This window comes from Pseudomonas sp. S3(2024), from assembly GCF_036861315.1.
Classification (GTDB): domain Bacteria; phylum Pseudomonadota; class Gammaproteobacteria; order Pseudomonadales; family Pseudomonadaceae; genus Aquipseudomonas; species Aquipseudomonas putida_A.
Genome location: NZ_JAZAQQ010000003.1, coordinates 229,478 through 246,046, shown reverse-complemented (window position 1 = coordinate 246,046; position 16,569 = coordinate 229,478). Strand labels below are relative to the sequence as shown.

Annotated in this window: 17 protein-coding genes; 12 read left to right on the top strand and 5 right to left on the bottom strand. The window is 60.8% G+C overall.

The genetic code is table 11. The annotated features are described in order from the left end of the window. Nucleotides 1-84: 84 nt before the first annotated feature. Nucleotides 85-729 (bottom strand): orotate phosphoribosyltransferase, encoded by a 645-nt coding sequence (pyrE, locus tag VLA07_RS10280; RefSeq protein WP_011336558.1) that lies wholly within the window; start codon nucleotides 727-729, stop codon nucleotides 85-87. An 82-nt stretch (nucleotides 730-811) separates the two neighbouring features. On the opposite strand from pyrE, the gene VLA07_RS10275 reads away from it, so the two are divergent. After that, nucleotides 812-1,591 carry an exodeoxyribonuclease III gene (locus VLA07_RS10275; protein ID WP_003229491.1) on the top strand — a complete coding sequence of 260 codons (780 nt, stop codon included), beginning with the start codon at nucleotides 812-814 and terminating at the stop codon, nucleotides 1,589-1,591. A gap of 78 nt (nucleotides 1,592-1,669) precedes the next feature. Here the strand turns inward: VLA07_RS10275 and gltS are convergent, their stop codons facing one another. The 3 genes from gltS to rph form a co-directional block, all read right to left on the bottom strand. Beyond that, entirely contained in the window at nucleotides 1,670-2,878 is a 1,209-nt protein-coding gene (gene gltS, locus VLA07_RS10270; RefSeq protein WP_247267191.1) for a sodium/glutamate symporter, read from the bottom strand. A gap of 389 nt (nucleotides 2,879-3,267) precedes the next feature. Continuing rightward, nucleotides 3,268-3,636 (bottom strand): DUF4870 domain-containing protein, encoded by a 369-nt coding sequence (locus VLA07_RS10265; RefSeq protein ID WP_003229492.1) that lies wholly within the window; start codon nucleotides 3,634-3,636, stop codon nucleotides 3,268-3,270. 29 nt (nucleotides 3,637-3,665) lie between these two features. Beyond that, a complete protein-coding gene (gene rph / locus VLA07_RS10260) occupies nucleotides 3,666-4,388 on the bottom strand; it encodes a ribonuclease PH (protein ID WP_027610407.1) in 723 nt (240 codons plus the stop codon). Between the two features lie 270 nt (nucleotides 4,389-4,658). Here rph and VLA07_RS10255 point away from each other — a divergent pair, with 270 nt between their 5' ends. From VLA07_RS10255 to VLA07_RS10230, 6 genes are all read left to right on the top strand, one after another. Then, nucleotides 4,659-5,522 carry a YicC/YloC family endoribonuclease gene (locus VLA07_RS10255; RefSeq protein WP_247267190.1) on the top strand — a complete coding sequence of 288 codons (864 nt, stop codon included), beginning with the start codon at nucleotides 4,659-4,661 and terminating at the stop codon, nucleotides 5,520-5,522. A 10-nt stretch (nucleotides 5,523-5,532) separates the two neighbouring features. Next, on the top strand, nucleotides 5,533-6,153 hold the full coding sequence (gmk, locus tag VLA07_RS10250) for a guanylate kinase (RefSeq protein WP_003229498.1): 621 nt from the start codon (nucleotides 5,533-5,535) through the stop codon (nucleotides 6,151-6,153). Between the two features lie 167 nt (nucleotides 6,154-6,320). Continuing rightward, complete coding sequence (gene rpoZ, locus VLA07_RS10245) at nucleotides 6,321-6,584, top strand: DNA-directed RNA polymerase subunit omega (protein ID WP_003229503.1); 264 nt, start codon at nucleotides 6,321-6,323, stop codon at nucleotides 6,582-6,584. Nucleotides 6,585-6,641: 57 nt separating this feature from the next. Further along, entirely contained in the window at nucleotides 6,642-8,747 is a 2,106-nt protein-coding gene (gene spoT / locus VLA07_RS10240; RefSeq protein ID WP_025112705.1) for a bifunctional GTP diphosphokinase/guanosine-3',5'-bis pyrophosphate 3'-pyrophosphohydrolase, read from the top strand. A 24-nt stretch (nucleotides 8,748-8,771) separates the two neighbouring features. Further along, entirely contained in the window at nucleotides 8,772-9,152 is a 381-nt protein-coding gene (locus VLA07_RS10235; protein WP_003229509.1) for a RidA family protein, read from the top strand. 73 nt (nucleotides 9,153-9,225) lie between these two features. Further along, complete coding sequence (locus VLA07_RS10230; RefSeq protein ID WP_007962358.1) at nucleotides 9,226-9,966, top strand: hypothetical protein; 741 nt, start codon at nucleotides 9,226-9,228, stop codon at nucleotides 9,964-9,966. Between the two features lie 138 nt (nucleotides 9,967-10,104). On the opposite strand, the gene VLA07_RS10225 is transcribed toward VLA07_RS10230, so the two are convergent. Continuing rightward, a complete protein-coding gene (locus VLA07_RS10225) occupies nucleotides 10,105-10,962 on the bottom strand; it encodes an SDR family oxidoreductase (protein WP_333989189.1) in 858 nt (285 codons plus the stop codon). A gap of 188 nt (nucleotides 10,963-11,150) precedes the next feature. Here VLA07_RS10225 and exbB point away from each other — a divergent pair, with 188 nt between their 5' ends. The 5 genes from exbB (at nucleotide 11,151) to recG (ending at nucleotide 16,557) form a co-directional block, all read left to right on the top strand. Beyond that, complete coding sequence (gene exbB / locus VLA07_RS10220) at nucleotides 11,151-12,107, top strand: tonB-system energizer ExbB (RefSeq protein ID WP_330205787.1); 957 nt, start codon at nucleotides 11,151-11,153, stop codon at nucleotides 12,105-12,107. A gap of 6 nt (nucleotides 12,108-12,113) precedes the next feature. Then, nucleotides 12,114-12,542, top strand: a complete 429-nt coding sequence (gene exbD, locus VLA07_RS10215) for a TonB system transport protein ExbD (RefSeq protein WP_333989188.1) — start codon at nucleotides 12,114-12,116, stop codon at nucleotides 12,540-12,542. After that, a complete protein-coding gene (locus tag VLA07_RS10210; RefSeq protein WP_095137707.1) occupies nucleotides 12,539-13,288 on the top strand; it encodes an energy transducer TonB family protein in 750 nt (249 codons plus the stop codon). Before exbD ends, VLA07_RS10210 begins: the two co-directional genes overlap by 4 nt. 254 nt (nucleotides 13,289-13,542) lie before the next feature. Then, entirely contained in the window at nucleotides 13,543-14,472 is a 930-nt protein-coding gene (locus tag VLA07_RS10205; protein WP_007962352.1) for a hydrogen peroxide-inducible genes activator, read from the top strand. A 9-nt stretch (nucleotides 14,473-14,481) separates the two neighbouring features. Next, nucleotides 14,482-16,557: an ATP-dependent DNA helicase RecG gene (gene recG / locus VLA07_RS10200; RefSeq protein ID WP_333989187.1), complete on the top strand. Its 2,076-nt coding sequence runs from the start codon at nucleotides 14,482-14,484 to the stop codon at nucleotides 16,555-16,557. Nucleotides 16,558-16,569 lie beyond the last annotated feature (12 nt).

Here is a 16,569-nt window from a genome sequence, read left to right as displayed (position 1 = left end):
GTGCGCAGCGCTCACAAGCTTTTCGGGTCTGCTACGCAGCCCAGCGGGAGCAAGCTCCCTCGCCACAAAAGCTCATTCCACAGTTCAGACGCCGAACTGGGCGCGGTACGCTTCCACGGCTGGCAAGTGCTGCTTGAGCTGCGGATCGTCGGCGAGGAATTCCAGCACCTGATTCAGCGAAACGATGCTGATCACCGGAATACCGAAATCACGCTCGACTTCCTGGATCGCCGACAACTCGCCGTTGCCACGCTCCTGACGGTTCAGGGCAATCAGCACGCCGGCGGCCTTGGCGCCGTCCTGGGACGCGATGATCTGCATCACTTCGCGGATCGCGGTGCCGGCAGTGATCACGTCGTCGATGATCAGCACGTCACCGGTCAGCGGCGCGCCGACCAGGCTGCCGCCTTCGCCGTGGGCCTTGGCTTCCTTGCGGTTGAAGCACCATGGCAGGTCACGGTTGTGGTGTTCGGCCAACGCGACAGCGGTGGTGGCTGCCAGCGGGATACCTTTGTAGGCCGGGCCAAACAATACGTCGAAAGGAATGCCGCTTTCGGCGATGGCTGCCGCGTAGAAACGCCCCAGCTGCGCCAGGGCCGAACCCGAGTTGAACAGGCCGGCATTGAAGAAGTAAGGACTGGTGCGCCCGGACTTCAGGGTGAACTCACCGAAGCGCAAAACGCCGCGATCGATGGCAAAACGAATGAAATCGCGCTGATACGCTTGCATGAAAAAAACCCCAAATACCACGGATTTAGCTAATTAGCTTGACGCCGTGTATCATACACGCACGCGATTTTTGGGGCCATTTATGCGGATCATCAGTGTGAACGTCAATGGTATTCAGGCTGCAGTCGAGCGTGGTTTGCTCAGTTGGCTGCAAGCACAGAATGCCGACGTCATCTGCCTGCAGGACACCCGTGCCTCCGCCTTTGAACTGGATGACCCAGCCTTCCAACTGGATGGCTACTTCCTTTATGCCTGCGATGCTGAAGTCCCTGCCCAAGGTGGCGTGGCTTTGTATTCGCGGTTGCAACCGAAGGCTGTCATCAGCGGTCTCGGTTTCGAGACGGCCGACCGCTACGGGCGCTACCTGCAAGCAGATTTCGACAAAGTCAGTATTGCCACCTTGCTGCTCCCTTCGGGGATGAACGGCGATGAGGACTTGAACCAGAAGTTCAAGCTCATGGACGACTTCGGCAAGTACCTGGACAAGCAGCGGCGTAAACGTCGCGAGTACATTTATTGTGGCTCGCTGTACGTTGCGCAGCAGAAGCTCGACATCAAGAACTGGCGCGACAGCCAGCAATCCCCGGGCTTCCTGGCGCCAGAACGCGCCTGGATGGACGAGATTGTCGGCAACATGGGCTACGTCGATGCCCTGCGCGAAGTCAGCCGCGAAGGCGACCAATACAGCTGGTGGCCGGACAACGAGCAGGCCGAGATGCTGAATCTGGGCTGGCGCTTCGACTACCAGCTGCTGACCCCGGGCTTGCGCCGTTTCGTACGCAGCGCGCGCCTGCCACGTCAGCCACGGTTCTCGCAGCACGCGCCGCTGATCGTCGACTACGACTGGACGCTGACCATATAAGCGTCGATCCGTCGTTAAAAAATGCCCGTATCGCGAGATACGGGCATTTTTTATGCCGCGCCTGAAGCCGTCCTGACCTCAGACGGCGACAAAAAACGGCAAGGCCAGGTAAAGCTTGATGACGATCACGTTGATGATGTCGATGAAGAATGCACCGACCATCGGCACCACCAGAAACGCAATCTGCGAAGGCCCGAAACGCTGCGTCACCGCCTGCATGTTGGCAATGGCGGTTGGCGTTGCGCCCAAGCCAAAACCGCAATGCCCCGCCGCCAGGACCGCCGCGTCGTAGTTACTGCCCATCACTCTGAATGTCACAAAAATCGCAAACAGCGCCATGACCAACGTTTGCGCAGCCAGGATGATGAATATCGGCAGTGCCAACGCTGCCAGATCCCAGAGTTTGAGAGACATCAAGGCAATTGCCAGAAACAGCGACAGGCTGACATTGCCCAGCACCGACACTTCACGCTCGAATACCTGATACAGGCCCAGCGCCGATAGCCCGTTACGTAGCATCACCCCCACAAACAAAACGCAGACAAACGTTGGCAACTCGAATGCGGTTCCGTGCAGAAAGCCATTCAGAAGATTGCCAGCCAATAAACTGACCGCAATCAATGCCAGTGTCTCGATAAACGAAAAGGGCGTAATCGAGCGCTCTTTGTTCGGCTGCTCAAAACCCTTTGGCATCCGTGGCATTTCTTGAAACTGGCAACCGGGCACTTCAACGCGCTTGATGAGCAGGCGAGCCACCGGCCCACCAATCAAACCACCCAGAACCAGGCCGAAGGTCGCCGACGCAATTGCAAGCTCGGAGGCCGAAGCGAGGCCGTACTTTTCACTGAATACCGTGCCCCACGCCGCCCCCGTACCGTGACCGCCCGCAAGCGTGATCGAACCCGTCAGGAGCCCCATCAACGGATCAAGACCCAACGTTTTGGCAAGGCCAATGCCCAAAGCGTTCTGAACCACCAGAAGCCCGGTAACCGCCAGTAGAAATATGCCGACTACGCGACCACCCTTTTTCAGGCTGGCAAAGTCTGCGCTCAAACCGATTGTGGCAAAGAACGCCAACATCAACGGCGTCTGCAGTGAAGTATCGAATCTGATTTCTATATCAAAAGTTCGCAATATCAATAAACCCAGCGCAACCACCAGTCCACCGGCGACGGGTTCAGGAATATTGTAATTACGCAGAAATCCGACTCGTGCAATAAGTCCGCGCCCCAGTAATAGCACCAGAGAGGCGGCCACGAGCGTTCCATAAAAATCGAGCTGGATCATTGGGGATATTCTTGGCTATTTATTCATCAGGCGCACTTTTACCCGCGCACGCCTATTGAATCGGCTGATTGTCTCAACACTGATTGATGTGGAATTCAAGGGCCTTTGATGGCTTGAATATATCGAGATATTTCTGAAGCAATGTTGCGCGGAGCAACCTTAACAATCGACAAGTCCTGTTGCCAAGGACTGAGATCGCGTTAAAGCATTGCAGTTGTGACTAAAAGTGTAGGCGTTAGATATATAAAAAATATCCACTACCGCTTGTCGCAGATAGAACTGCTCCTACACGAAAGAGTAATTATTCGAGTTGCAAAAAACAAAAATGCCCTGACAAGTCAGGGCATTTAAATAAAAACTTGCGAGTCACGGAGGCTTTGCATTGATCGTTATTTGATCAGGCGCCAAGTAAACGGATAACGGTAGGGAAAGCCTTCGTTCGCCTTCACCCCGGCAATGATCGTCAACACCAGCGCCCCGATGGCCAGCAGGCCCAGCAAGAAGAAGCCGATGATCAACACCATCAGCAGCAGACAGATCGCGGCGGCAATCGCCACGGTGATCTGAAAATTCAGCGCCTCCTTGCCCTGAGCGTCGATGAACGGATCGGTCTCGCGCTTCATCTGCCACAGGATCAGCGGCCCGATCAGGTTGCCGAACGGAATCCAGATCCCCAGCAAGGCGGACAAGTGACAAAACATCGCCCATTGGCGAACCTCCTGGCTCGGCTTGGGCAGCAACTCTTGCTCATCACTCATCACGTCCTCCTTGCGGGTTGCGAACCTGCTCAGTCGGCCAGTGCAGCCTTTTGCAGTTCGAAGATTTCGTTCATGCCTTTCTTCGCCAGTTCCAGCATGGCGTTCAGATCTTCAGGCTGGAACGGCGCGCCTTCGGCGGTGCCCTGGACTTCGATGAAGCCACCGGTGCTGGTCATCACCACGTTGAGGTCGGTCTCGGCGGCGGAATCTTCAAGATAGTCCAGATCCAGCACTGGCTCGCCCTGATACATGCCGACCGATACCGCGCCGATCATTTGCTTGAGCGGGTCGCCGCCTTTCAGGCCGCCGCGCTTCTTGATCACTTTCAGTGCATCGACCAGTGCCACCATGGCGCCGGTGATAGAGGCGGTGCGGGTGCCGCCGTCAGCCTGGATCACGTCGCAGTCGACGTACAGGGTCACGTCGCCCAGCTTGGACATGTCCAGCGCAGCGCGCAGGGAACGACCGATCAGACGCTGGATTTCCAGGGTACGACCGCCCTGCTTGCCACGGCTCGCTTCACGCTGGTTACGCTCGCCAGTGGCGCGCGGCAGCATGCCGTACTCGGCGGTCAACCAGCCCTGGCCCTGACCTTTGAGGAAACGCGGCACGCCGTTTTCGACGCTGACGGTGCAGATGACCTTGGTATCACCGAATTCGACCAGTACGGATCCCTCGGCGTGTTTGGTGTAGTTGCGGGTAATGCGGATCGAGCGAAGCTGATCGGCAGCGCGACCACTTGGACGTTTCATAGGGAATACCTGTACTGGGGACGGAAAACTGCCGAGCATTATAGAGCGCTGCACCGCGCCTGGGCACGGGTTAAAAATTCCGGCCGTCGACCCAGGGCCCTGAAACGCGCATAACCGACGGCCTGCAGCCCTTTGTCACACCGTGTGTTTGGGCGCATCCGCCGCACTGCGCTACAATCCTGCGCCTTTGCTGCCAGTCGGCTTAAATTCATTGATATCGAGCCTGCGGAACATCCCTTCTGCGCCGATCTGCATTGCGAGGTCACCGCCATGGTGCACAGCATGACCGCCTTCGCCCGCGTCGAGAAAGCCGGCGTCCAGGGCACCCTGAGCTGGGAGCTGCGCTCGGTCAACAGCCGCTATCTGGAACCGCACCTGCGCCTGCCGGAGTCGTTCCGCGACCTCGAGGGCGCCGTGCGTGAAGCCCTGCGTCAGGGCCTGTCGCGGGGCAAACTGGAATGCACCCTGCGCTTCACCGAAGAAAGCACCGGCAAGCCGTTGCAAGTCGACCGCGAGCGCGCCGCGCAACTGGTCGCCGCCGCCGAAACCGTTGCCGGCCTGATCAAGAACCCGGCAGCACTCAACCCGCTGGAAGTGCTGGCCTGGCCCGGCGTGCTGGTGGCCGACGCGACTGATCCACAGGCGCTGAACGCCGATGCGTTGGCGCTGTTCAATCAAGGTCTCAAGGAACTCAAGGCCGGCCGCGAGCGCGAAGGCGCGGAGCTGGCACGCCTGATCAACGAGCGCCTGACTTCCATTGAAGAGGACGTCGTGACCTTGCGTGAGCTGGTGCCGCAGATGCTCGCCACCCAACGTCAGAAAGTCCTCGATCGCTTCACCGACATGAAAGCCGAACTGGACCCGCAGCGTCTGGAACAGGAAATGGTCATCCTCGCGCAAAAGAGCGATGTGGCCGAAGAACTGGATCGCTTGAGCACCCACATCATCGAAGTGCGCCGGGTGCTCAAGTCCGGCGGTGCCGCCGGTCGGCGCCTGGATTTCCTGATGCAGGAACTCAACCGCGAAGCCAACACACTGGGCTCCAAGGCCTTCGACCCGCGCAGCACCCAGGCCGCCGTCAACCTCAAGGTGTTGATCGAGCAGATGCGCGAACAAGTGCAGAATATTGAGTAAGGCAACAGACATGACCCACAGCACCGGCACCCTGTACATCATTTCCGCGCCATCGGGCGCAGGCAAGAGCAGCCTGGTCAAGGCTTTGACCGATGCCAATCCGGAGATCCGCGTCTCGATCTCCCACACCACCCGCGCCATGCGTCCGGGTGAAGTGGACGGCGTGAACTATCACTTCGTGACTCGCGAAGAGTTCGTGAAGATGGGCGAGCACGGCGATTTCCTCGAACGCGCCGAAGTCTTCGGCAACTTCTATGGCACCTCGCAAAGCCGTCTGCAGCAAACGCTGGACGAAGGTCACGATCTGATTCTGGAAATCGACTGGCAAGGCGCCGAACAAGTGCGCAAGCTGATGCCGCAGGCACGCTCGATCTTCATCCTGCCGCCGTCGTTGCAGGCCTTGCACCAGCGTCTGACCAACCGCGGCCAGGACAGTGACGAGATCATTGACGGGCGGATGCGTGAAGCCGTCAGCGAGATGAGCCACTATGTCGAGTACGACTATCTGATCATCAACGACGATTTCGCCCATGCACTGGACGATCTGAAGGCGATTTTCCGCGCCAATCAGCTGCAACAGAAACGCCAGCAGGTACGTTTCGGCAAATTACTGGCCGAACTGCTCGGTTAATCAGCACTTCCCAAAACCGCTGCAAGCGCTTTACATTGGTGCTTGCAGCGCGTTGAAGGGTCTGGTCAAAAAATCAGCGCTTCCCTAATCGCTGGTGATTTTTTAAACTGCTCAGTCCGCTCGCCCAACCGGGCAGCGCGCATATTGCATTCGCTCCGAGGAATACCATGGCCCGCGTAACCGTTGAAGACTGCCTAGAACACGTGGAAAACCGCTTTGAGCTGGTCATGCTCTCTACCAAGCGTGCCCGTCAACTGGCCACCGGCGGCAAAGAGCCACTGGTCCAGTGGGAAAACGACAAGCCGACCGTTGTCGCCCTGCGTGAAATCGCAGAAGGCCTGATGAGCTACGAGTTCATCGCCGAGCAGGAAATCGTCCACGAAGACCCGGTCTTCGCTGCGTTCGAGGACGAGTCCAACGAGGCCGTCTAAGCCTATGCCTGGTCGACGTAGCACGGCGCGGGAACACAGCCTACGGCAGGAGTCATCATGCCGAGCATAGACGCCCTCGCCGATCGCTTATCGACCTACCTCGGCAATGACCAGGTCAACCTGGTCCGCCGAGCGTATTTCTACGCCGAACAAGCCCATGACGGTCAGCGCCGTCGCAGCGGCGAGGCGTACGTCACGCACCCTCTTGCGGTGGCGAATATTCTTGCCGACATGCACATGGACCATCAGAGCCTGATGGCCGCGATGCTGCATGATGTGATCGAAGACACCGGTATCGCCAAAGAAGCGCTGCAAGCGCAGTTTGGTGAAACCGTGGCCGAACTGGTCGACGGGGTCAGCAAACTGACCCAGATGAACTTCGAGACCAAGGCCGAAGCCCAGGCCGAAAACTTCCAGAAAATGGCCATGGCCATGGCGCGCGACATTCGCGTGATCCTGGTCAAACTCGCCGACCGCCTGCACAACATGCGCACGCTGGAAGTGCTGTCCGGGGAAAAACGTCGCCGGATCGCCAAGGAAACCCTCGAAATCTACGCGCCCATCGCCAACCGGCTGGGCATGCACGCCATTCGTATCGAATTCGAAGACCTCGGTTTCAAGGCGATGCACCCGATGCGTTCCGCGCGGATCTACCAGGCGGTCAAGCGCGCCCGGGGCAACCGCAAGGAAATCGTCAACAAGATCGAAGAGTCCCTCGGCCACTGCCTCGCGATCGACGGCATCCAGGGCGAAGTCAGCGGTCGCCAGAAACACCTCTACGGCATCTACAAGAAAATGCGCGGCAAGCGTCGGGCCTTCAACGAGATCATGGACGTCTACGCGTTCCGGATCATCGTCGACAAGGTCGATACCTGCTACCGCGTGCTGGGTGCCGTGCATAATTTGTACAAGCCGTTGCCGGGGCGCTTCAAGGATTACATCGCGATTCCCAAGGCCAACGGCTATCAGTCGCTGCACACCACGCTGTTCGGCATGCACGGCGTACCAATCGAGATCCAGATCCGCACCCGCGAAATGGAAGAGATGGCCAACAACGGCATTGCCGCCCATTGGCTGTACAAATCCAGCGGTGACGAGCAGCCCAAAGGCACTCACGCCCGCGCCCGCCAGTGGGTCAAAGGTGTGCTGGAAATGCAGCAACGCGCCGGCAACTCGCTGGAATTCATCGAGAGCGTGAAGATCGACCTGTTTCCGGACGAGGTCTACGTGTTCACGCCCAAAGGCCGGATCATGGAGCTGCCCAAAGGCTCCACGGCGGTCGACTTTGCCTACGCGGTGCACACCGACGTCGGCAACAGTTGCATCGCCTGCCGGATCAACCGCCGCCTCGCACCGCTGTCCGAACCGCTGCAAAGCGGCTCCACGGTCGAGATCGTCAGCGCACCCGGCGCGCGGCCGAACCCGGCGTGGCTCAACTTCGTGGTCACCGGCAAGGCCCGTACGCACATCCGCCATGCGCTGAAACTGCAACGTCGCTCCGAGTCCATCAGCCTCGGCGAACGCCTGCTGAACAAGGTGCTCAACGGTTTCGACAGCTCACTGGAGAAGATCCCGGCCGAGCGCGTCAAGGCGATGCTCAGCGAGTACCGCCTCGAACTGATCGAAGATTTGCTCGAAGACATTGGCCTGGGCAACCGCATGGCCTATGTCGTGGCGCGCCGTCTGCTCGGCGAAGGCGAACAGCTGCCAAGCCCGGAAGGCCCGCTGGCGATTCGCGGCACCGAAGGTCTGGTGCTCAGTTACGCCAAATGCTGCACGCCGATCCCGGGCGACCCGATTGTCGGGCACCTGTCGGCGGGCAAAGGCATGGTCGTGCACCTGGACAACTGCCGCAACATCAGCGAAATCCGGCACAACCCGGAAAAATGCATCCAGCTTTCGTGGGCCAAGGATGTCACCGGCGAATTCAACGTCGAGCTGCGCGTCGAGCTGGAGCACCAGCGCGGCCTGATCGCGCTGCTGGCCAGCAGCGTCAACGCGGCCGACGGCAATATCGAGAAAATCAGCATGGACGAGCGCGATGGCCGCATCAGCGTCGTCCAGCTGGTGGTCAGCGTCCACGACCGTGTGCACCTGGCCCGCGTGATCAAGAAACTGCGCGCCCTGACCGGGGTCATCCGCATCACCCGCATGCGTGCCTAATTCACACCTAACAAGGAGTCATACATGACCAAGACCGTTATCACCAGCGACAAGGCCCCAGCCGCCATCGGTACCTACTCCCAGGCGATCAAGGCCGGCAACACTGTCTACATGTCGGGCCAGATTCCTCTGGACCCAAAGACCATGGAACTGGTTGAAGGCTTCGAAGCCCAGACCGTCCAGGTGTTCGAGAACCTCAAAGCCGTGGCTGAAGCCGCTGGCGGTTCGTTCAAGGATATCGTCAAGCTGAACATCTTCCTCACCGACCTGAGCCACTTCGCCAAGGTCAACGAGATCATGGGCAAATACTTCGACCAGCCTTACCCGGCCCGCGCCGCCATCGGCGTTGCTGCCCTGCCGAAGGGTTCGCAAGTCGAAATGGATGCCATCCTGGTCATCGAGTAATGCACACGGCGCAGCCTTCAAACGCTGCGCCGACTGCTCTGCGGTAAAGAAAAGGTTTTGAAAGGATTCCACCATGCGCAAAGCGCTTGCTCTCTCGCTGCTCGCCATCTTCCTCGGCGGCTGTGCCAGCGACCCCGCCGACCGTGACATCAGCGGCACCTGGATCAACCAGGTGGCGATCGACGCTGCTGCCAAGGGCGGCCCCCTGCGCGAAGCGCTTCAGGCTTATGGCCCGAACCTGGAGTGGGACGTCAACACCAAGGCCGGTCAGGCCCGCTACACCAACGGTTTCGAGAACGTCGAAGGACGGCTACAGGGCGAACAGTCCGGCGCCTGGAAAGTCGACTTCTATGGCAGCTCCGGCAGTGAGCTGAAACGCGATGGCGGCCGGATGAAACAAGCCGCCACCGAGAACGAACCCGACCAGTTGTTCGACCGCGCGCAAATCCCCGTACCGGAAGGCGCACCGATTGGCGCCAGCTTCGAACGCGCACTGTATTCGGCCTATCTGGGCGGCAGCTGGAAGATTGCCAGCGGCGACGGCGAAGGCAACACCGTGCAGTTCCAGGCCGATGGCCAGGTCTCCGGCCTGCCCGGCGCCGACCGCTATGCCCTGTGCCTGGCAGGCGACTGCGCCTCGATGAACAGCGACCACGACAGCATGTGGCTGCAACTCAACGGCCAGGGCAACAACTGGATCTTTGCCCGCAAAGGCAAGGCGCTGGAGATTTTTCAGGCGGTGAACAGCGCACTGGCAGATGAAATGCCGCAGTTCACCCCGGGTGAACGCAAGTGGTTGCTTGAAAAGCAGTAACCACACCTGAGGGCAACACATAACCCTGTAGGAGTGAGCCTGCTCGCGATGACGGTTTAACGGCCAACATAAGTGTTGAATGTTATGGCCACATCGCGAGCAGGCTCACTCCTACAGTTGTTTTTGGGTGTCTGGAAGTCAGCACTTGCCTTCAAGAATCGCCGCATAGCCTTCACGGTAACTCGGATACGTCGGCGTCCAGCCCAGTGCCTTCGCCCGGGCATTGCTGCAGCGCTTGCTGCCGGTGCGGCGTACGCTGGCGTCTTCCGCCCAATCGGTGACACCCAGATACTCGCGCAGCCAGGCGACCACTTCGGCCAAGGGTGCGGGCGCATCGTCAACACCGATATAAACATCCTGCAACGGCGTGCCCTGATAAGCCGCCTGCAGCAGAAACGCCATCAGCCCCGCCGCGTCATCAGCATGAATGCGATTGCCGTACAGCGGCGGCTCAACCGCCACCCGATAACCGCGGCGCACCTGGGTCAACAGCCATTCACGTCCCGGGCCATAAATACCGGTCAGGCGCACGATGCTCGCCGGGATACCGCTTTTCAGCGCCACTTGCTCAGCCTCAAGCATCACTCGCCCGGAATAGCCGCTGGCGACGGTCGCTGAATGTTCGTCGACCCACTCCCCTTCCTGCTGGCCGTACACGCTGCTGCTGGACACGAACAGCAGTCGCTCAGGCACCTGGCCAAAGTCATTCAGCCAGCTCAGCACATTCTGCAAACCCTGTACGTAGGCGGCGCGATAACCGGCTTCATCGTGATCGGTGGCGGCCGCGCAATACACCAGATAATCCACCGCCCCGAACGGCCAGTTTTCCGGGCAATCTTCCTTGAACAGGTCACCGGCGACGCCGATGACGCCATCCGGCAAACGCGAAACATCACGGCGCAGACCATGAACCTCCCAGCCGGCGGCCAACAATTGCGTAGCCAGACGACTGCCGACGTCACCACAACCGGCAATCAAAACAGAAGGCGCGGACATCAAAAAACTCCCAAACGAAAGGAACAGACTAGCCCTCGCAAAGGACGAACGGCTAGCAATCGTGGAAAAAAAGATACTCTATTACTTCTGTTAACAAGAATTACTTGCAATAATGCACCCCACTTTTGTTCTCGGCCTCACGAGGCCTGGAAGAGCATCAACCGTTTTCTACTTCAGGTCCGGCCAGCATGACACGTAATCAAAACCCCGCTTCGCCAACCAAACGACCTCGCGCCTTCAGCGCGGTGGCGGCCCTGCTGCTCAGCCTGATGCTGGCGCCGACCGCCGCCTTCGCCGATGCCCAGGCGCCAGCCGCCCCGGCTGCCACTGAACAGCACGCGCCTGCTACCGCCGCGCCAGCCGCCACCGACCCGGTACAGGCTGTAGACGCCAGCGCAGCAGACGCGCCTGAAGTGCTCGAACCTGACAACAGCTTGGGCATGGCCCACGACCTGTCGCCATGGGGCATGTACCAGAACGCCGACATCATCGTGAAAATCGTGATGATCGGTCTGGCCATCGCTTCCATCATCACCTGGACCATCTGGATCGCCAAAGGCTTCGAGCTGATGGGCGCCAAGCGTCGTCTGCGCGGTGAAATCGCTGCCCTGAAAAAAGCCGCGACCCTCAAGGAAGCCAGCGCCACTGCGGCAAAGGAAGGCACCCTGGCCAACCTGCTGGTGCACGACGCGCTCGAAGAGATGCGCCTGTCGGTCAACAGCCGCGAGAAAGAAGGCATCAAGGAGCGCGTCAGCTTCCGTCTTGAGCGTCTGGTCGCTGCCTGTGGCCGCAACATGAGCAGCGGCACCGGCGTCCTCGCCACCATCGGTTCCACCGCGCCGTTCGTCGGCCTGTTCGGTACCGTCTGGGGCATCATGAACAGCTTCATCGGCATCGCCAAGACCCAGACCACCAACCTTGCCGTCGTGGCGCCGGGCATCGCCGAAGCGCTGCTGGCCACCGCGCTGGGCCTGGTTGCGGCGATTCCTGCGGTGGTGATCTACAACGTGTTCGCCCGCTCCATCGCCGGCTACAAGGCGCAGGTGTCCGACGCTTCGGCGCAGGTCCTGTTGCTGGTCAGCCGTGACCTCGATCACCAGCCTGAGCGCAGCAGCTCGCAACCACACATGGTGAAAGTGGGGTAATCGGCCATGGGCCTGCATTTGAAAGAAGGCGCAGACGACGATCTGGCCGAAAACCACGAAATCAACGTCACGCCGTTCATCGACGTGATGCTGGTGCTGCTGATCATCTTCATGGTGGCCGCGCCGCTGGCCACTGTGGACATCAAAGTCGACCTGCCGGCCTCGACCGCCAAACCGGCGCCGCGCCCGGAGAAACCGGTGTTCCTCAGCGTAAAAGCTGATCAGCGCCTGTACATCGGCGACGATGAAGTGAAAGCCGAAACCCTCGGCGCCATGCTCGACGCCAAGACCCAGGGCAAGAAAGACACCACCATCTTCTTCCAGGCCGACAAGGGCGTGGACTACGGCGACCTGATGAGCGTGATGGATAAATTGCGCTCGGCCGGTTATCTGAAGGTCGGTCTGGTCGGACTTGAGACGGCAGCCAAGAAATGATCACGACGCGCCATAAGCTGACGCGTTACAGCGGTAGCCTGGCCGTGGTGCTGGGCGTTCACGCGCTGGCCATCGCGCTGGCGCTGAACTGGACCGCCCGCCCGCCCATCGAACTGCCGCCGCAGGCAATGATGGTTGAGCTGGCACCGGTTCCGACCCCGCCACCGCCTGCTCCGCCGAAAGTCGTCACACCGCCGCAGCCACCGGCTCCGGTCGAAGAGTTGCCGATTCCGAAACTGGCTGAAGCACCCAAGGCCGAGATTGCTGTACCGAAGCCCAAACCCAAGCCAAAGCCGAAACCGCAGCCGCCCAAACCGGTGGAGAAAAAACCGGAGCCGGTGAAGGAAAAACCTTCCGAGGAAAAACCGGCGGAGACGCAGCCGACCCAAGCACCGACGGAGAAATCCGCCCAGCCGGCACCGGGACCGTCGCCCGCACAAATGGCCGCCAAGGCCAGCTGGCAAAACACCCTGCTCGCGCACTTGGGCAAGTACAAGAAGTATCCGGCCAGTGCGCAGGCTCGCGGCAAGGAAGGCTTGAACCGTCTGCGTTTCGTCGTCGACGCTGAAGGCAATGTGTTGTCGTTCGAACTGGTGGGCCGCTCGGGCAACGCCGATCTGGACCGGGCCACCCTGGAAATGATCCGCCGCGCACAACCGCTGCCCAAGCCACCGGCCGACATGCTCAACAACGGCTCGATCGAAATTGTCGCGCCGTTTGTGTACTCGCTGGATAAACGCCGCTGATCCATTGTGGGAGCGGGCTTGCTCGCGAAAGCGTCGTGTCAGTCGACATCCATGTATCTGACACACCGCATTCGCGAGCAAGCCCGCTCCCACAGGGTCGACAGTGGGATCGAAAAGGCACCGAAAGGTGCCTTTTGCCTATCTGGCAACGGCAAACTCACATTGCCCGGTGTCGCATTCCTCACTCAGTCTGATAACGTGCGTCTATCGATTGCAGCCGTTATGCTTGGCCCGCAACTTCATGGACGCTTGCTATGACCCTCACAGAATTACGCTACATCGTTACCCTCGCCCAAGAGCAGCACTTCGGCCACGCCGCCGAGCGTTGCCACGTCAGTCAGCCGACCCTGTCGGTGGGCGTGAAAAAACTTGAAGACGAACTCGGTGTGCTGATTTTCGAGCGCAGTAAAAGCGCCGTGCGCCTGACCCCGGTCGGCGAAGGCATTGTCGCCCAGGCGCAGAAAGTCCTGGAGCAGGCGCAAGGTATCCGTGAACTGGCCCAGGCCGGCAAGAACCAGCTGACCGCCCCGCTGAAAGTCGGCGCGATCTACACCGTCGGGCCGTACCTGTTCCCGCACCTGATTCCACAACTGCACCGGGTCGCCCCGCAGATGCCGTTGTACATCGAAGAAAACTTCACCCACGTGCTGCGCGACAAGCTGCGCAACGGCGAGCTCGACGCGATCATCATCGCCCTGCCGTTCAACGAAGCCGACGTGCTGACCCTGCCGCTGTACGACGAGCCGTTCTACGTCTTGATGCCAGCCCAGCACCCGTGGACGCAAAAAGAATCCATCGACCCGGGCCTGCTCAACGACAAGAGCCTGCTCCTGCTCGGCGAAGGCCACTGCTTCCGCGATCAGGTGCTTGAGGCCTGCCCGACCCTGACCAAGGGCAACGACGGCGCCAAGCACACCACGGTGGAATCCAGCTCGCTGGAGACCATCCGCCACATGGTCGCCTCCGGCCTGGGGATCTCGATCCTGCCGTTGTCGGCTGTCGACAGCCATCACTACGCCCCGGGCGTGATCGAAGTACGCCCGCTGTCGGCGCCGGTGCCATTCCGCACCGTGGCGATTGCCTGGCGCGCGAGCTTCCCGCGGCCGAAAGCCATCGAGATCCTCGCCGACTCTGTTCGCCTGTGCTCGGTGGCCAAGCCCGCCGCACCGGTCACGGCCGGTTAAGCCAGGGTCATGACCGAGCTGTCGCAAGTGTCGGTGACGGCACTCAAGGGTGTCGGCGAAGCCATGGCCGAGAAACTGGCCAAGGTCGGCCTGGAAAACCTCCAGGACGTGCTGTTTCACCTGCCGCTGCGTTATCAGGATCGCACCCGCGTGGTGCCGATCGGCCACTTGCGCCCGGGTCAGGACGCCGTGGTTGAAGGCACCGTCAGCGGCGCCGACGTGGTCATGGGCCGGCGGCGCAGCCTCGTCGTGCGCATGCAGGACGGCACCGGCGGCCTGAGCCTGCGCTTCTACCATTTCAGCAATGCACAGAAGGAAGGCCTCAAGCGCGGCACGCGGATTCGCTGCTACGGCGAAGTCCGGCCCGGCGCTTCGGGGCTGGAAATCTACCACCCGGAATACCGCGCCATCACCGGTGACGAACCGCCGCCGGTGGACGAAACCCTGACCCCGGTTTACCCGCTCACCGAAGGCCTGACCCAACAGCGCCTGCGCCAGTTGTGCATGCAGACCCTGACGCTGCTCAAGCCAAACACCCTGCCCGACTGGCTGCCGACCGAACTGGCCCGTGACTACCAACTGGCGCCGCTGGCCGACGCGATCCGCTACCTGCACAACCCGCCCGCCGATGCCGACGTCGATGAACTCGCCCTCGGTCATCACTGGGCCCAGCATAGGCTGGCCTTCGAGGAGCTGCTGACCCATCAACTGTCGCAACAGCGTCTGCGCGAAAGCATGCGTTCCCTGCGCGCGCCAGCGATGCCGAAGGCGAAAAAGCTGCCGCCGAAATACCTGGCCAACCTCGGCTTCAACCCGACCGGCGCGCAACAACGCGTGGGCAACGAAATCGCCTACGACCTCAGCCAGCACGAACCGATGCTGCGGCTGATTCAGGGCGATGTTGGCGCGGGCAAAACCGTGGTCGCCGCCCTCGCGGCACTGCAAGCGCTGGAGGCCGGTTATCAGGTCGCGCTGATGGCGCCGACCGAGATCCTCGCCGAGCAACACTTCATCACCTTCAAGCGCTGGCTCGAACCGCTGGGCATCGACGTCGCGTGGCTGGCCGGCAAGCTCAAGGGCAAGAATCGCGTCACCGCGGTGGAACAGATCGCCAGCGGCACGCCGATGGTGGTCGGCACTCACGCGCTGTTTCAGGATGAAGTGCAGTTCAAGAATCTGGCGCTGGTGATCATCGACGAACAACACCGCTTCGGCGTGCAGCAGCGTCTGGCGCTGCGGCAGAAAGGCGTCGGCGGGCGCATGTGTCCGCACCAACTGATCATGACTGCCACGCCGATCCCGCGCACGCTGGCGATGAGCGCCTACGCCGACCTCGACACCTCGATTCTCGACGAACTGCCGCCCGGTCGCACCCCGGTTAACACCGTGCTGGTCACCGACACCCGCCGCGTCGAAGTCATCGAACGGGTGCGCAGCGCCTGCGCCGAAGGGCGTCAGGCCTATTGGGTGTGCACGCTGATCGAAGAGTCGGAAGAGCTGACCTGTCAGGCCGCCGAAACCACGTTCGAAGACCTCACCGCCGCCCTCGGCGAGCTGAAAGTCGGACTGATCCACGGCCGCATGAAACCCGCCGAGAAAGCCGCCGTCATGGCCGAATTCAAGGCTGGCAACCTGCAACTGCTGGTCGCCACCACCGTGATCGAAGTCGGCGTCGACGTGCCCAACGCCAGCCTGATGATCATCGAAAACCCCGAGCGCCTCGGCCTCGCGCAGTTGCACCAGTTGCGCGGCCGCGTCGGTCGAGGCAGCGCGGTCAGCCATTGCGTGCTGCTCTACCATCCGCCGCTGTCGCAGATCGGCCGCCAGCGCCTGGGCATCATGCGCGAGACCAACGACGGTTTCGTCATCGCCGAAAAAGACCTCGAACTGCGCGGCCCCGGGGAAATGCTCGGCACCCGTCAGACCGGTCTGCTGCAATTCAAAGTCGCCGACCTGATGCGCGACGCCGATCTGCTGCCCGCCGTGCGCGATGCTGCGCAAGCGCTGCTGGAACGCTGGCCGACGCACGTCAGCCCATTGCTCGACCGCTGGCTGCGTCACGGGCAGCAATACGGCCAAGTGTGAGCACCGTCGCAG

Excerpts from the sequence above, each read along its gene's own strand:
- pyrE (WP_011336558.1), bottom strand. The coding sequence starts at position 729 with ATGCAAGCGTATCAGCGCGATTTCATTCGTTTTGCCATCGATCGCGGC.
- VLA07_RS10275 (WP_003229491.1), top strand. The coding sequence starts at position 812 with ATGCGGATCATCAGTGTGAACGTCAATGGTATTCAGGCTGCAGTCGAG.
- gltS (WP_247267191.1), bottom strand. The coding sequence starts at position 2,878 with ATGATCCAGCTCGATTTTTATGGAACGCTCGTGGCCGCCTCTCTGGTG.
- VLA07_RS10265 (WP_003229492.1), bottom strand. The coding sequence starts at position 3,636 with ATGAGTGATGAGCAAGAGTTGCTGCCCAAGCCGAGCCAGGAGGTTCGC.
- rph (WP_027610407.1), bottom strand. The coding sequence starts at position 4,388 with ATGAAACGTCCAAGTGGTCGCGCTGCCGATCAGCTTCGCTCGATCCGC.
- VLA07_RS10255 (WP_247267190.1), top strand. The coding sequence starts at position 4,659 with ATGGTGCACAGCATGACCGCCTTCGCCCGCGTCGAGAAAGCCGGCGTC.
- gmk (WP_003229498.1), top strand. The coding sequence starts at position 5,533 with ATGACCCACAGCACCGGCACCCTGTACATCATTTCCGCGCCATCGGGC.
- rpoZ (WP_003229503.1), top strand. The coding sequence starts at position 6,321 with ATGGCCCGCGTAACCGTTGAAGACTGCCTAGAACACGTGGAAAACCGC.
- spoT (WP_025112705.1), top strand. The coding sequence starts at position 6,642 with ATGCCGAGCATAGACGCCCTCGCCGATCGCTTATCGACCTACCTCGGC.
- VLA07_RS10235 (WP_003229509.1), top strand. The coding sequence starts at position 8,772 with ATGACCAAGACCGTTATCACCAGCGACAAGGCCCCAGCCGCCATCGGT.
- VLA07_RS10230 (WP_007962358.1), top strand. The coding sequence starts at position 9,226 with ATGCGCAAAGCGCTTGCTCTCTCGCTGCTCGCCATCTTCCTCGGCGGC.
- VLA07_RS10225 (WP_333989189.1), bottom strand. The coding sequence starts at position 10,962 with ATGTCCGCGCCTTCTGTTTTGATTGCCGGTTGTGGTGACGTCGGCAGT.
- exbB (WP_330205787.1), top strand. The coding sequence starts at position 11,151 with ATGACACGTAATCAAAACCCCGCTTCGCCAACCAAACGACCTCGCGCC.
- exbD (WP_333989188.1), top strand. The coding sequence starts at position 12,114 with ATGGGCCTGCATTTGAAAGAAGGCGCAGACGACGATCTGGCCGAAAAC.
- VLA07_RS10210 (WP_095137707.1), top strand. The coding sequence starts at position 12,539 with ATGATCACGACGCGCCATAAGCTGACGCGTTACAGCGGTAGCCTGGCC.
- VLA07_RS10205 (WP_007962352.1), top strand. The coding sequence starts at position 13,543 with ATGACCCTCACAGAATTACGCTACATCGTTACCCTCGCCCAAGAGCAG.
- recG (WP_333989187.1), top strand. The coding sequence starts at position 14,482 with ATGACCGAGCTGTCGCAAGTGTCGGTGACGGCACTCAAGGGTGTCGGC.